The organism is Nonomuraea aurantiaca, assembly GCF_020215705.1.
GTDB classification, from domain to species: domain Bacteria; phylum Actinomycetota; class Actinomycetes; order Streptosporangiales; family Streptosporangiaceae; genus Nonomuraea; species Nonomuraea aurantiaca.
The window spans coordinates 90,584-103,648 of sequence record NZ_JAIWNB010000014.1 but is presented as its reverse complement, the minus strand read 5'-3'; the positions used below and the strand labels follow the sequence as shown (position 1 = coordinate 103,648).

The window sequence follows — 13,065 nt, the reverse complement described above, 5'->3', positions numbered from 1 at the left end:
AAACGGCTATAAGCGGAAAACCGATTTTAAGCGGGAAATGTCGGTGTTCTCCGGCGCTGGTGTGAGGGCGGACGTTACCCTGGGCGCGGCTTTGGGGGATCATCCGATCTTAGCGGGGTGGACGGTGACGGTTCCTCGTGCGCTGGGTTTCAAGGAGCCGGAACGCATCGGTGACCATCGGATCTCGGCGGTGTTGGGGAGGGCGGCCAGGGCACGGTCTACCTCGGGCAGTCACCGGGACAGGCCCCGGTGGCCATCAAGGTGCTGCACTCCCGGCTGGCGGCCGATCCCGAGATCCGGCGGCGCTTCCTGCGCGAGGCGGAGGTGGCGGCGAGCGTCGCGGCCTTCTGTACGGCCCGGGTCATCGGCACGGGGATGGTGGACGAACGGCCGTACATCATCAGCGAGTACGTCCCCGGGCCCTCGCTCGACGCGCTGGTCAAGAACGACGGGCCGCGCACCGGCAGCGGCTTGGAGCGGCTGGCGGTCAGTACGCTGACCGCGCTGGCCTCGATCCACCGGGCCGGGATCGTGCACCGTGACTTCAAACCGGGCAACGTGATCCTCGGGCCGGAAGGGCCGGTGGTGATCGACTTCGGCATCGCCCGCGCCCTCGACCACATGACGAGCAACACCCAGCTGACCGGCACCCCCGCCTACATGTCGCCGGAACAGCTCACCGACCAGCCGCTCACCCCGGCCTCCGACATGTTCTCCTGGGCCGGAACCATGGTCTTCGCGGCGACCGGGCGGCTGGCCTTTCCCGGGCAGGCCGTTCCGGCGATCCTGCACGGCATCATGTCCGGCCGGCCCGACGTCGCGGGTGTACCCGCTCCGCTCCGGCCGCTGGTGGTCGCGTGCCTGGCCAAGGATCCGTCGGCCCGCCCGGACGCCGCCCGGCTGCTGAGCGACCTCACCGGCGAGAACGCGGGCTCACCCGTACGCGGGCGGCACTCGGCGGCGCGAGCCAACGGGCACACGCTCGTCGAACCGGCCGCCCAGGCGAGCCCGATGGGCGCCGTCCAGGCGGGTCCGGTGGGCGTCGTCCAGGCGGGTCCGCTGGGCGGAGCGGCGTTCCGGCCCGTCGGCGGGGACCCGGAGCGCGGGCCGACCTCACCGTCGGGCAGGGCCGTACAGCCCGGGTCATCCCGTAAGCGTCCCCGAGGGGCGGTGATCGCGGTGGCCGCCGTGCTCACGGCGGCGGCCGTGACGGCCGCGGTGCTCGTCGTGCCGCACTGGCTCAGCGGCTCGGGCGGCCGGCAGCCGGATGGGTCCTTCGACCTCGCGACGTTCTCGCACGTCGATGTCGTCGACCAGTTCGGCAAGGACACCGCCCGGCAGTACGCCACCTTCCAGCCGAACAACGACGAGGCCATGCCCGTGATCAGGGCCGGGGGCGGCCGGTTCACCGGGACCGGCTCGGCGCCACTGACTCTCAAGCAGGGCGACCGCTTCGCCCTGATGCTGTCCGGCGACAGGATCACCTCCTATGCGGAGAGCGGCGGGAAATGGCGTCGCCTGGGCACCGCCTCCATCGGTGACATGCTCGCGACGCCGGAGGCGCGGCAGCAGTACCGGTACGGCTTCGGCCTGCGCGGCTCGACCGGCACGATCGCCATCGCGCGTACGGAAGGCCGCAGCGCCGAGGACTAGGCAGCCGTCGTTCCGAATGGTCCATTCTTTTTCCCTGGCTGCGGTAAAGAAAGTTGAATCCTGTAAAGAAACTAGCCGTTATTCGGCGACCGTCATGGTTCGGTCGCCCGCGCTGCCTGACATTCTTTGTCACTTTCGCTCTCAGGTGTTAGTTTGTCGGCCGTGGAAACGGACTCGGAAGGCTCGCGAGAACGGACCGGCCCGCCGGAGTCGCTGCTGGCCTTCGGTTTGGTGCTCGTCGGCGTGGTGTTGCTCATACTCACCGCGTTGACGACATTCCTCATGGTCGCGGGCCCGGACTGAGTTAGGGGGCGGCGCCGCTGTAAGCGGGGGACAATCGGGAATGTGCAGTTTCGGATACTCGATCCCCTGGGGGCGTGAGCGGCTGGGTGGCCCGCCTTATGAGAGGGCGTACGGCCACAGCGGTACGTTCGGCCGCGACCCCCTGCTGGCTGTCCCCGGCTGTCCCCGGCTTGGACGGCCCGCCCCGATGAGCGCGGTCACCCCGATTGGCCTGGTCACCCCGATTGGGCTGGTCACCCCGATTAGTCCCGACTAGCCCGGACACCCCAGAACCTGTAGTGCTGACCCTGGCTAGGGTGTCTGCGATGAGTGGCGAGCGGGTCATCGGCGGGTACACGCTGCGGCGTGTGCTCGGCCGGGGTGGCATGGGCGAGGTGCATCTCGCCACCACGCCCACCGGTGGCCTGGCCGCGGTCAAGGTGATCCATCCCGAGCTGGCCCGCGATCCCGCGTTCCGGCGGCGGTTCGAGCGTGAGGTGGCGGCGGCGCGCCGGGTGGCCAGATTCTGTACGGCGCCGGTGCTGGACGCCGGGATGGACGGGGATATCGCCTATCTCGTCACCGAATACGTTAAAGGGCCGGATCTGGCGAAGGCCGTACGGGAACAGGGGCCCTTGTCCGGGTCCGACCTGGAAGCGCTGGTGGTGGGCATCGCGACCGCACTCGGTGCGATTCATGGAGCGGGGGTCGTTCACCGGGACCTCAAGCCGTCGAACGTACTGCTCTCGCCGCTCGGGCCGCGCGTGATCGACTTCGGCATCGCGCAGCTCGTCGAGGCCGACAGCCAGGCCAGCCAGGCGATCCTGGGGACGCCCGCGTTCATGGCGCCCGAGCAGGTGCGCGGGGAGCCGCTCGGGCCGGCCGCCGACGTGTACGCGTGGGGCGGGGTGATCGCCTTCGCGGGGACCGGGCGGCTGCCGTTCGGTGGCGGGTCACCGGCCGAGGTGCTGTACCGGATCGTCAACGAGGGGCCGCGGCTGGACGGGCTCGACGCGGCCATGCGGGACGTGGTGGAGCGGGCGATGGCCAGGGATCCACGCCTTCGCCCCACGGCCCGGCAACTGCTGGAGTCCCTGACGGGCGGCAGGCGGCTCAGCCCGGCCACGGCCACTCAGGTCGTCGAGCGTACCTGGACCGGGCCTCGCGGCTTGACCGCGGAGCAGCAGGCGGCGTTCGGCGCCCGCGGCGGGGAGCGCGTCGGAGCGGTCGAAGATCGTGGCTTGGCAGCGGCGGTCGAAGACGCGCCCGTCCAGGCTGCTGTCGGCGTGAGCCTCGCCCGTGGCGGACGTGGAGGGGTGGCGCGGCGTCGGTGGCCCTGGGCGGCGGGGGCAGTCGCTGTCCTGGCCGCTGTGGTGGTCGGGGTTGTGGTGGTGCCTCGGGTGTGGTCGCCGTCGTGGCCGTACGCGGCGGGGTTCGGGGATTCGTGGGCGACCGGGGCGTCCGATGGTGGTGACGCGCGGGTCGCCGGGAGCGACTACGTCCTGACCGCCAAGCCGGGCTGGCGGCTGTGGAAGTCCGCGCCCGTGCCGGAGCCGTCCGGTGGGGTGGTGGTGAGCGCGAAGGCACGGCTTGAGCAGGGGTCCGGTGAGTACGGCGTGTGGTGCCACGGGTCGGCGAACTCGGGGGATCGCTACGAGTTCGGGGTGAGCGGCTCGGGGCGGGTCACGATCGTCAAGCGACGTACTGGGCAGAAGGGCACGTCTCTGTACGGTCCGGCGGCTCTGAATGGTGCGGCGGCGGCCAGGGGCGGCCGGATCGTCGCCGAGTGTGCCGGTCCCAGCGACTCTGCTGGGGTGACGTTGCGGATGTGGGTGAACGAGGAACTTGTCGCCGAGGTGTCCGATGCGAGTGATCCGCTCGGGCCGGGGGCGGCCGGGGTTCAGGTGGCTCCGGACGCCGGGGAGGCGCTGCGCGTACGCTTCGAGTCGTTCGCCATCGACCGCACGAAGGACTAAGCCCCCCAAATGCCGAAATACCCGGCGCCGCCCGACGAAGAGGGGCGCCGTCCCCTCCGGTTCCGGCTGCTGGGACCACTGCGACTCGAAAGCGACCCGCAGCCGCAGCCGGAGCCAGGGCCGGCGAAGCATCGGGCGGTGTTGGCCGCGCTGCTGGTCTCCGCCGGGCGGGTGGTGCCGATCGAGCGGCTGATGGCCGTGGTCTGGGACGAGCGGCCGCCGGCCTCTGCGGAGTCGGTGCTCAGGGTGTACATCAGCGCGTTGCGCAAGCTCGTCGACGGCATCAGGACCGTGCCTGGTGGCTACCTGATCGAGGTGGAGCCGGATGCGGTCGACTGTCACCGGTTCGAGCGGCTCGTCGGCGAGGCTCGGCGGGCGAGGGAGGCGGGCAGGGCCGAAGTGGCGGCCGAGGGGTTCCGGGCGGCGCTGGCGCTGTGGCGAGGGGATGCCATGGCCGATATCGAGTCCTCCTACCTGCGCAGGACGCACGCCGTACCCCTGGAAGAGCTCCGCCTGACCGCGCTCGAAGAGCGTGTGGAGCTGGACCTGCTGCTGGGCAGGGGCGGTGAGGTGGTCGGCGAGCTGCGGGCGCTCGTCGGGGCGTACCCGCTGCGCGAGCGGGCCTGGGCGCGGCTGCTCGACGCGCTGCGCCAGGCCGGGCGGCGGGCGGAGGCGCTGGCGGCCTACCAGGATGCGCGCCGGGTGCTGGTGGAGGAACTCGGGCTGGAACCGGGCACCGAACTGGTCGAGGCTCACCGGCGCGTGCTGTCGAGCGAGGGACCGCAGCAGCGCGCGCCGGTGATGAGCGAGGCGCCGCCGGATATTTCGGATTTCACGGGACGGCGGGCCGTCCTCGACTGGATCGTCGCCCGGGTGCCTGCGGAGGGAGGCGGAAGGTCTGCGGAGGGAGGCGGTGCGCCTGCGGATCGGATGTCCGCGCAGGGAGGCGCCCCCGTTCACCTCGTCCTCCACGGGCCGCCTGGGTGCGGTAAGTCCGCTGTGGCTGTGCGCGCCGCGACCATGATCGACCTCCCGGACGGTCGTCTCTACGCGTCACTCCGCGACCGGCAGCCCGGTGCCGTGCTGGAGGACCTGCTTCGGTCTCTGGGCTGTCCCGATGGGGCCGTGCCTGCCGCGTTCGAGGAGCGTGTACGGCTATATCGCGGCATGACGGCGACCCGCAGCCTGCTCGTGGTGCTCGACGACGCCACCGACGAAGCCCAGGTACGCCCGCTGCTCCCCACCGGCCCTGGCAGCCTGACGCTGGTCACCAGCCGTTCCCCGTTGGCGGGGCTGGAGGCGGCCAGGGCGTACGAGCTGGGGGTGTTCGAGCCCGGCGAGGCCGTGGCCATGCTCGCCGAAGTGGTGGGCCGCGAACGGGTCGGTGCCGAGCCCGAGGCCGCAGACCGGATCGTGCGGCTCTGCGGTGGTCTGCCGCTGGCCCTGCGCATCGCCGGCTCCCGCCTGGCCAGGAAGCCGGGCTGGACCCTCGACCACCTGGCCGGACGGCTGGGTGACGAGCGGCGCCGGTTGGACGAGCTGAGCGCGGGCGACCTGGCCGTACGCGGCAGCCTGGCGCTCGGCTACCACGGGCTGGCCGACTCCGAACGGCGGCTGCTGCGCAGGCTGGGCGCGCTGTCCGCGCCCGACTTCGCGTCCTGGGCGCTGGGTGCCGACCTGGAACCGTTGGCCGAGGCCGGGCTGCTCCAGTCGCTCGGCTTGGACGAGTCCGGCGGCGAGCGCTACGGCTGGCACGACCTGACCCGGCTGTACGCCGCCGAACGCCTGACCGCCGAGGATGGAGGCCCGGCGGCGGTCCTGGCCGAGATCGCGGACGAGATTCTCGACCGCACCCGGCACGCGAGGACGGCCCTCCTCCCCGCCGAACCCGGCTCGGGCCGCACCCTGGCCCACACCGAGGGCCAAGCGCTGGCGGCCGATCAGTGGCGGTCACGTGAGCGAGAGCTGGGGCCCGGTCCGGGTTGGGCGGGTGAGCGTGGGCTGGACGCCGGTCCGGGTTGGGTGGAGGAGCGGACGCTGGGGCCCAGTTCGGGCTGGGCAACAGAGCGAGGGCTGGATGCCCGTCCGGGCTGGGCGGAAGGACGTGGCCTGGACGCCGGTCCCGCTGGGACGGGAGGGCCGGGTCCCGGGGCGGCACACGGATGGGCGCTCACAGGTGGGTGGGCGTTGGAGACCGGGCGCCTGCGGGCGGATGCTCGGTGGCTGAGTGCCGAGCGCCGGTTTCTCGTGGCGGCCGTGGGCGACTTCCATCGGGCCGGTCTGCATGAGGCGGCCTGGCGGCTGGCGTTCTATCTGACTCCGCTGTTCGAGCTGGGCGCGCATCACGACGACTGGCATGTCACCACCGCCACCGGTCTCGACGCGGCGCGGGCGGCCGGGCATCGGGAGGGTGAGGCGCTGCTGTTACGTGCTCTGGCCGATCTCCATCGGGTGGAAGGCCGTCCCGAGTCGGCCGCGGCCGCGCTGAGGGCCGCTCAGCCGCTGGTCGAGGGGCTGGAGCTGGCCCGGATCATGCTGCGGCTCGGTCTGGTGGAGCGGCGGCCGGTCGAGGCGGAACGCGCGCTGGTCAGGTGCCTGCACGTGTTCGAGGAGGCCGGTGACCGGCGCGGCACGGCCGACGCGCTCCGGGCGCTGGGCGTCGTACGCGGCGACCTGGGGTTGGTCGAGCGGAGCCTGGAGGCGTACGAGGACTTGGGCGACCCGCGCGGCGCGGCCGAAGCCCTGCTCGACCTGGCCCGGCTGCACCTCGGCGGCCACCGCTACGCACGGGCGCGTGACTGCGCCGAGCGGCGGATAAGGATCAACCGGCGCCTCGGCGACCGGCTGCCGGAGGCGGCCGGGCTGCTCGTGCTGGCCGAGATCGCCAGTGCCGAGGGTGACCCGGATGCGGCGGCCAGGCTGGCGAGCCAGGCCGAGGTGACGTTCACGGCGCACGGTGATCGGATAAATGCGTCAAAAGCCCTGATTATCCTCATAAAAGCGCACCTTGACCTTGATGAGGTTGATGCTGCGGTTGAGGGGCTTGCGCGTGTTATGGGAGAGTCTGACAGCTTCGGTGAGCCCCGGAGCGCTGAGGTCGAGCTTCTGGCGCAAGAGCTGGACAGGCGTCGTGGCCTGGGGATTTAGCCCACTATGCGGATTCTGAAGGTCGCCCGGCTACCTTCGGGGCCACGAGTTCCACCCCTACCGGCAAAGGTGATCAGAACATGCGGAAGACGATCGCGCTGGCTGTCGCGGCCGTCGCGTTGACCGGCTGCGGGATGCTCCCTGGCCAGCAGGGCGGCGGCGGCGAGGAACACACGGGCCAGACGGCCCAGGCCGCGTCACCCGAGCGGGCCGCCACCGCGAGCGCAACGGCCGAAGCGCAGCCCACCGCGCCCGCGCAGGAGGCCAAGGCGATCGCGAGCCGGGAGGTCAAGGTCGGGGCGGGCGGACAGTACGGCAAGGCCCGCGTCGACATCACCGGGCTCAAGCGGCAGGGCAGGACGATCAGCCTCAACTGGACCGTCACCGCCACCGACGGCAAGGTCAACCTGCACAACGGCATGAGCAGCGGCACGCTCGACTACACGGTGTCGGCCGTCTCCCTGATCGACCCGGTCAACGCCAAGCGCTACCGCGTCGCCCGCAACGGCACGGGCGAAGACGCGAAGTGCGTCTGCTCGGGCACTCAGGGGCAGTTCCTGGAGAGCGGCGACGCCAGCACGCTCTACGCGGTATTCGCCGCCCCGCCCCCGGACGTCACGAAGATCAATGTCGAGATGCCGATGATGGGCGTGTTCACCGATGTTCCGATCTCTTAGCGTCGCGCTGGCCCTGATCCTTTCACCGACCCCCGCTCCGCCCGCCGACGCCACCGGTCCGGTGGAGGATCTGGTACTTCCTGTCGAGGACATCATCGGCGAGGTCGAGTCGCTCGACGGCACCGAGAGCGAGACCCAGCAGGGCGAGCAGGTCACGGTCGCGCTCACCAGCGACGTGCTGTTCGCGGTGGACAAATGGGTGCTGACCGGGGCGGCGAAACAGCGGCTCAGGGAAGTGGCGCGCAAGATCGACGCGGAGGGCGCCGGGGGTGTCGTGAAGGTCGAGGGTCACACCGACGACCAGGGCACCGACGCCTACAACGCCACGCTGTCGCAGCGCCGGGCGCAGGCCGTACAGCGGGCCATGCGCGCCATGCTGACCGGCGGCGACACCGACCTCCAGGCGAAGGGGTACGGCGAGAGCCGCCCGAAGGTGCCCAACATCGTCGACGGCAAGCCCGTCGCCCAGAACCGGGCGAAGAACCGCCGCGTGGAGCTCGTCTTCAACGTCAAGCAATCAACTACCACCGGTTGAAGGTGGTGGTTTGCTCTCTCGGTTCCGTCTGGCTGAGGGGAGGCCGGTAGCGTGTGGCTGGTTGATGGCAGCCCAGCCCGTGACGCCGCGTGTGGCGATGTTGCGGGCTGCGATGTGGTCGGCGTGCCCAGCGAGGCCACACCTGGTGCAGACGAACCAGTCCCGCGCCGGCCGGTTCGCCCTGGACATACACCCGCATTCCGGACACGTCTGCGAGGTGTAGGCGGGGTCGACCAGCACGAAGGCGATCCCGGCGCGGGCGGCCTTGTAGCGGGTGAGGGTGATCTGCTGGGCGAACGCCCAGCCGTGCAGGGTGCGCCGCTGGAGCCGATGAGCCCTTACCCGGCCGCGGATGCCCTGCAGGTCTTCCAGGGCGACGCCGCGGCCGGTGCGTTCGGCTTCGCGCACCACGTACTTCGAGATTTGGTGGTTGAGGTCGGTCATCATCCGGTGCTCACGCCCGGCAAGGCGGCGCAGCACCCGCCGCGCCGCAGAAGTCCCCTTCTTCTGCAGCCGTCGGCGTTGCCGGTGCCGCCGCTGCCGGAGGGTGCGGGCGTGGCCGTTGCCGCCGATCGGCCCAGGCAGGGCGGGGCCGGGCAGCACCGCGCCGTCGGAGGTGACCGCCAGGTTCGCCACCCCTTGATCCACCCCCACGAAGCCACCGACCGGCTCACGCATCACCGGCTTGGGCAGCGTTACGGCGATCTGCAGCAGCCACACCCCGCGCCGGCAGATCAGGTCCGCCTCCCCGCGTGGCAGCGTATCCACGGCCTTGAGGTCTTCTGGCCGGCCGGTGTAGGGGAGGGTGACGCGGCCGGTGGGGGTCCACAGCGACACGGTGCGGGCGTCGCGGTTGAAGCTCATCAGCCGGGCGTCGTAGGGGACGGCGCCGTGCGGGCGGAAGATGTGCGCGCGTTTCTTGCCGGCCCGCCGGTTGGCGTAGGCGCCGGCGACTCGGGCGATGGCCCGTACGGCGGCTTGCGCGCCGAGCCCGGTCACCTGCCCGCGCACCTCGTAGTAGGCCAGCCGGTGCAGCTCCAGCACGGTGAAGACGCGGTGCTGCCAGGCCAGGCGGGAGATGAGGGTGGCCGCCTGATTGCACAGCAGCACCACTGCGGCCAGGGCGTCGGCCTGGGCCTGGGTGGGTGTGAGCCGCAGTTGCACGGTCGTGGGCAGGCCGTGGCGTTTGGTGGCGGAGCGGCGGATCGCCATCGCACACCTCCTGTCACAGCAGCCTCACCCACCGCACATGTTACCGAACGTAACCGAGACTTTCCACACTGTTTTCGAAAGGAGGGTATTGCTTCTTCCCGGCCCTGAAGGACCGGGTCTCCGCGCCACCATTCACGTGAAAGCGGCCACACTCAAGCAGGGAGCCCAGTCAAAGCAAGTGAGCCCGGCCATGCTCAGGTGGTGAGCTGGGCCAGACCGTCGCCCATCTGGGTGCGGCTGTAGAGGACCGACCGGCCGCTGCGCGTACGCGAGACCAGGCCCGCCCGGCGCAACACGGCCAGATGACCGCCCACCCCGCCAAGCGTCATCGACAGCTAGGCGACCAGCTGGCTGGTGCTGGCCGGGCTGTCGAGCGCCGTCAGCACCGCCGCCCGGCCCCGCCCGAGCAGCGCGACCAGGCCGTCGGCGGCGGGCGAGCCCCGCTCCCAGAGCGCCGCGACGCCGTGCGCGGGGTAGGTCAGGCCGTACGCGCGCGGGGGATCGAGATAGACATACGTGGCGCCGAACGCGTTCGGCATCAGCACCACGCCCACCCCGCCGAGCCGGTGGGAGGCGCCGCCGACCTTGCCGAGCAGGATGCGCTCCTCCTTCAGCTCCATGTCGATGCCCAGGCGGCCGAACACCTCCAGCCAGCCGTACACCGCGAGCCGCCCCGCCCGCCGCACGACGTCGCGCTCGAGCAGGGCGCGCAGCCGGGGCCAGTCGGGGGCGAGCAGTTCGGTCCAGAGCGCTTCGAGGGCGTCGGCGACCCGCGCGGCGGCGTCCGGAACGTCGAGCGCCGGATCGACCGGCCGCCCCCGGTGGCTGAGCCGGAAGTCGGCGGCCACCCGGTCGGCGGGCATGCGCCGGACGGCGGCCAGCTCCCGCTCGAACGTCGTGTCCACGCCGTCGGGCGGTACGCAGTAGATCCTCGGGCGTGCACTCCAGATGAGCCATCCGTCCCACCTTCCGATGAAAAGAACGGTCATCCTAATGCGGTGTCATTCGCCCGGCAGGACGCCCAAGGTCACCGTGACCGTCGTGGTCGAGCCGTCGAGCCTGACGAGCCCTACCTTGGCCTTCTGTCCCGGTTGGAGCGTGCTCAGCGCCTCGGCCAGCGCGGCCATCGTCGACGTCTTCCGGCCGTTGAGGGAGATGATCACGTCCCCCGGCTCGATGCCGGCCTTGGCGGCCGCGCTGCCCTTGTCGACCTTGGCCACGGCGACCCCGGCGGCCTGGCTGTCGTCGCCGATGACCGTACTGCCCCTGATGCCGAGCGCGGCCCGGTGGCTGTTGGTGACCTTGCCGCTGCGGATGATCTGAGCGGCGATGTCCGTGGCGGTGTTGCTCGGGATCGCGAACCCGATGCCCGGCGCGGCCCCGCCGCCGAGGTCCTGGTCCGTCGCGGCGAGCGTCGGAATGCCGATGACCTGCCCGGACAGGTCGACGAGGCCGCCGCCGCTGTTGCCGGGGTTGATCGCGGCCGACGTCTGGATGGCGCCGGTGATCGTCGCGCCGGGCGAGTCGGGATCCTGCGGCTCGGTCACGGTACGGCCCACCGCCGAGATGATGCCCTGGGTGACACTGCCCGACAGTCCCAGCGGGTTGCCCATGGCGAGCACCAGCTGGCCGACCCGGAGCTTCGACGAGTCGCCGAACCTGGCCGGTGTCAGCCCCTTCGGGTCGTCCACCTTGATGACGGCCAGGTCGCCGCCGCCGAAGCTCTTGACGAGCCTGGCGTCGTGCGCCTTGCTGCCCGTGGCCAGGGTTACGGTCATCCGCTTCGCCCCGCCCACGACGTGGGCGTTGGTCAGGATGTGTCCCGTCGAGTCGTACACGATGCCCGAGCCGAGCCCCTCCGTGGTGGTGATCTGCACGATCGACGGGAGCACCTGCTTGATGACGCGCTCGAAGGCCAGCTCCAATGGCGGCGCGGGCTCCTGGGCGGTGGGCTCCGGTGCGCCGGACGCCCGGGCCGACGGCGAGGCCGTGGGCGTCGTCGATCGGGCCGTGGTGGTGATCGGCGGCCCTGAGCAGCCGACCAGCAGCATGGCGGCGACGATCCCGGCAAGGACCTTGCTCATGCAGAGCTACTGCCCCGGTCAGCCGGAAAGATACGCCTCTCGGACGTTTCGTCTGCTCAGTTTGCCGGTGGGCGTACGCGGCAGCGCGTCGCGGAACTCGATGACGCGCGGGTGCTTGAGCTTGGCCAGTCGCGGCGCGCAGTGCCGCATCAGCTCGGCGGTGAGATCGCCGGTGTCGGCGCCCTCGGCGGGCTGGACGAGCGCGACGACGCGCTGCCCCCACTCGGGGTCGGGTACGCCGATCACCGCGACGTCGGCCACGGAGGGGTGTTCGAGCAGCACCGCCTCGATCTCGGCGGGATAGATGTTGACGCCGCCCGAGATGATGAGGTCGGTCCTGCGGTCGAGCAGGAACAGGTAGCCCGCCTCGTCCAGGTAGCCGATGTCGCCGGGGGTGTAGGCGGCCCCCCGCATGGCGGCGGCCGTCTTGCCGGGGTCGCCGTGGTACTCGAAGCGGTTCACGCCGCCGATGTAGACCAGGCCCGGCTCCCCGGGCGCCACCTCCTCGCCGCCGTCGCCGACGATCGTGAACGTCATGCCGTCGAGCGCCCTGCCGACCGTGCCCGGCCTGGCCAGCCACTCCCGCGACGACACCATGGTGGCCACGGCCGCCTCGGTGGAGCCGTAGTACTCCCACAGCACCGGCCCGAGCCAGTCGATCATGGCCTGCTTGGTCGCGGGCGGGCACGGCGCGGCGCCGTGGTAGAGGTGCGTCAGCGATGAGAGGTCGTACGACTCCCGATCCGGCACGGCCAGCAGCCGGTGGAACATCGTGGGCACCATGAACGCGTTCGTCACCCGATGCCGCTGCACCAGCCGCAGGGTCTCGGCGGCGTCGAACCGCTCCGGCGCCACGATCGAGTGCCCGAGCTGCAGCGCCATCATCGCCTGCCCGTACGGCGCCGAGTGGTACAGCTGCGAGCACACCAGGTGCACCCCGCCGACCGGCAGCCCGAAGTGCCGCCAGCTCTTGCGCATGAGGATCGGGTACAACTCCTCGGGCGTTAGGGGGAGCAGCCGCCGGCGCACGCCTTTGGGGCGCCCCGTCGTGCCGGAGGTGTAGAGCATCATCGACCCGGCCCGCCGATGCTCCGGCGCGGTGTCCGGCTGACCGGCCGCCAGCTCGCCGGCGGTGAGCGCGGTGGGGGAGACCACGGCCTTCGCGCCGCAGTCGGCCACGATGTAGGCGATCTCCTCGTCGGTGAAGTGCCAGTTGACCGGTACGAGATAGACGCCGATCTGGTACGTCGCGAGCATCATGGTCAGGGCGTCCAGCCCGTTCCTGAGCACGGTCACCACCGAGTCGCCCGGTGTCACCTCGCGCGCGGTCAGGCCGTGGGAGACCTGGTTGGCGCGGGCGAGCAGCTCCCCGTACGTCGCGCCGTCCGGGCCCAGCAGGGCGGGGCGCCCGGGGTCGGCGGCGGCGAGCTCGTAAAAACCCCTCATGCCCGCGACCATACAGAACTAGATTCTGGCGGGCGAATAGCAGAATTATCCCG

Annotated in this window: 10 protein-coding genes and 1 pseudogene; 6 read left to right on the top strand and 5 right to left on the bottom strand. The window is 71.3% G+C overall.

Going from position 1 to position 13,065, the window contains the following annotated elements:
* Positions 1–201: 201 nt before the first annotated feature.
* The 6 genes and pseudogenes from LDL49_RS30120 to LDL49_RS30095 all read left to right on the top strand — a co-directional run.
* Positions 202–1,653: pseudogene (locus LDL49_RS30120) on the top strand (serine/threonine-protein kinase); the annotation flags it as partial.
* Positions 1,654–1,815: 162 nt separating this feature from the next.
* Positions 1,816–1,956: a hypothetical protein gene (locus tag LDL49_RS30115; protein ID WP_225295793.1), complete on the top strand. Its 141-nt coding sequence runs from the start codon at positions 1,816–1,818 to the stop codon at positions 1,954–1,956.
* 305 nt (positions 1,957–2,261) lie between these two features.
* Complete coding sequence (locus LDL49_RS30110; protein ID WP_225295790.1) at positions 2,262–3,911, top strand: serine/threonine-protein kinase; 1,650 nt, start codon at positions 2,262–2,264, stop codon at positions 3,909–3,911.
* Between the two features lie 9 nt (positions 3,912–3,920).
* Complete coding sequence (locus LDL49_RS30105; protein WP_225295788.1) at positions 3,921–7,058, top strand: AfsR/SARP family transcriptional regulator; 3,138 nt, start codon at positions 3,921–3,923, stop codon at positions 7,056–7,058.
* 80 nt (positions 7,059–7,138) lie between these two features.
* Positions 7,139–7,735, top strand: coding sequence for a hypothetical protein (locus LDL49_RS30100; RefSeq protein WP_225295786.1), 597 nt, complete (start codon positions 7,139–7,141; stop codon positions 7,733–7,735).
* Positions 7,719–8,270, top strand: coding sequence for an OmpA family protein (locus LDL49_RS30095; RefSeq protein ID WP_225295784.1), 552 nt, complete (start codon positions 7,719–7,721; stop codon positions 8,268–8,270). The genes LDL49_RS30100 and LDL49_RS30095 overlap by 17 nt, the downstream gene beginning before the upstream one ends.
* Here the strand turns inward: LDL49_RS30095 and LDL49_RS30090 are convergent.
* From LDL49_RS30090 to LDL49_RS30075, 5 genes are all read right to left on the bottom strand, one after another.
* Positions 8,253–9,482 (bottom strand): RNA-guided endonuclease InsQ/TnpB family protein, encoded by a 1,230-nt coding sequence (locus tag LDL49_RS30090; protein WP_225295782.1) that lies wholly within the window; start codon positions 9,480–9,482, stop codon positions 8,253–8,255. The two genes, LDL49_RS30095 and LDL49_RS30090, sit on opposite strands and share 18 nt — an antisense overlap.
* Before the next feature lie 194 nt (positions 9,483–9,676).
* Entirely contained in the window at positions 9,677–9,811 is a 135-nt protein-coding gene (locus LDL49_RS57245) for a hypothetical protein (protein ID WP_263655676.1), read from the bottom strand.
* A gap of 6 nt (positions 9,812–9,817) precedes the next feature.
* Positions 9,818–10,387, bottom strand: coding sequence for a hypothetical protein (locus LDL49_RS30085; protein WP_225295780.1), 570 nt, complete (start codon positions 10,385–10,387; stop codon positions 9,818–9,820).
* Between the two features lie 96 nt (positions 10,388–10,483).
* On the bottom strand, positions 10,484–11,566 hold the full coding sequence (locus tag LDL49_RS30080; RefSeq protein WP_225295779.1) for a S1C family serine protease: 1,083 nt from the start codon (positions 11,564–11,566) through the stop codon (positions 10,484–10,486).
* Positions 11,567–11,584: 18 nt separating this feature from the next.
* Entirely contained in the window at positions 11,585–13,012 is a 1,428-nt protein-coding gene (locus tag LDL49_RS30075; protein ID WP_225295776.1) for an AMP-binding protein, read from the bottom strand.
* Between the last annotated feature and the right edge of the window lie 53 nt (positions 13,013–13,065).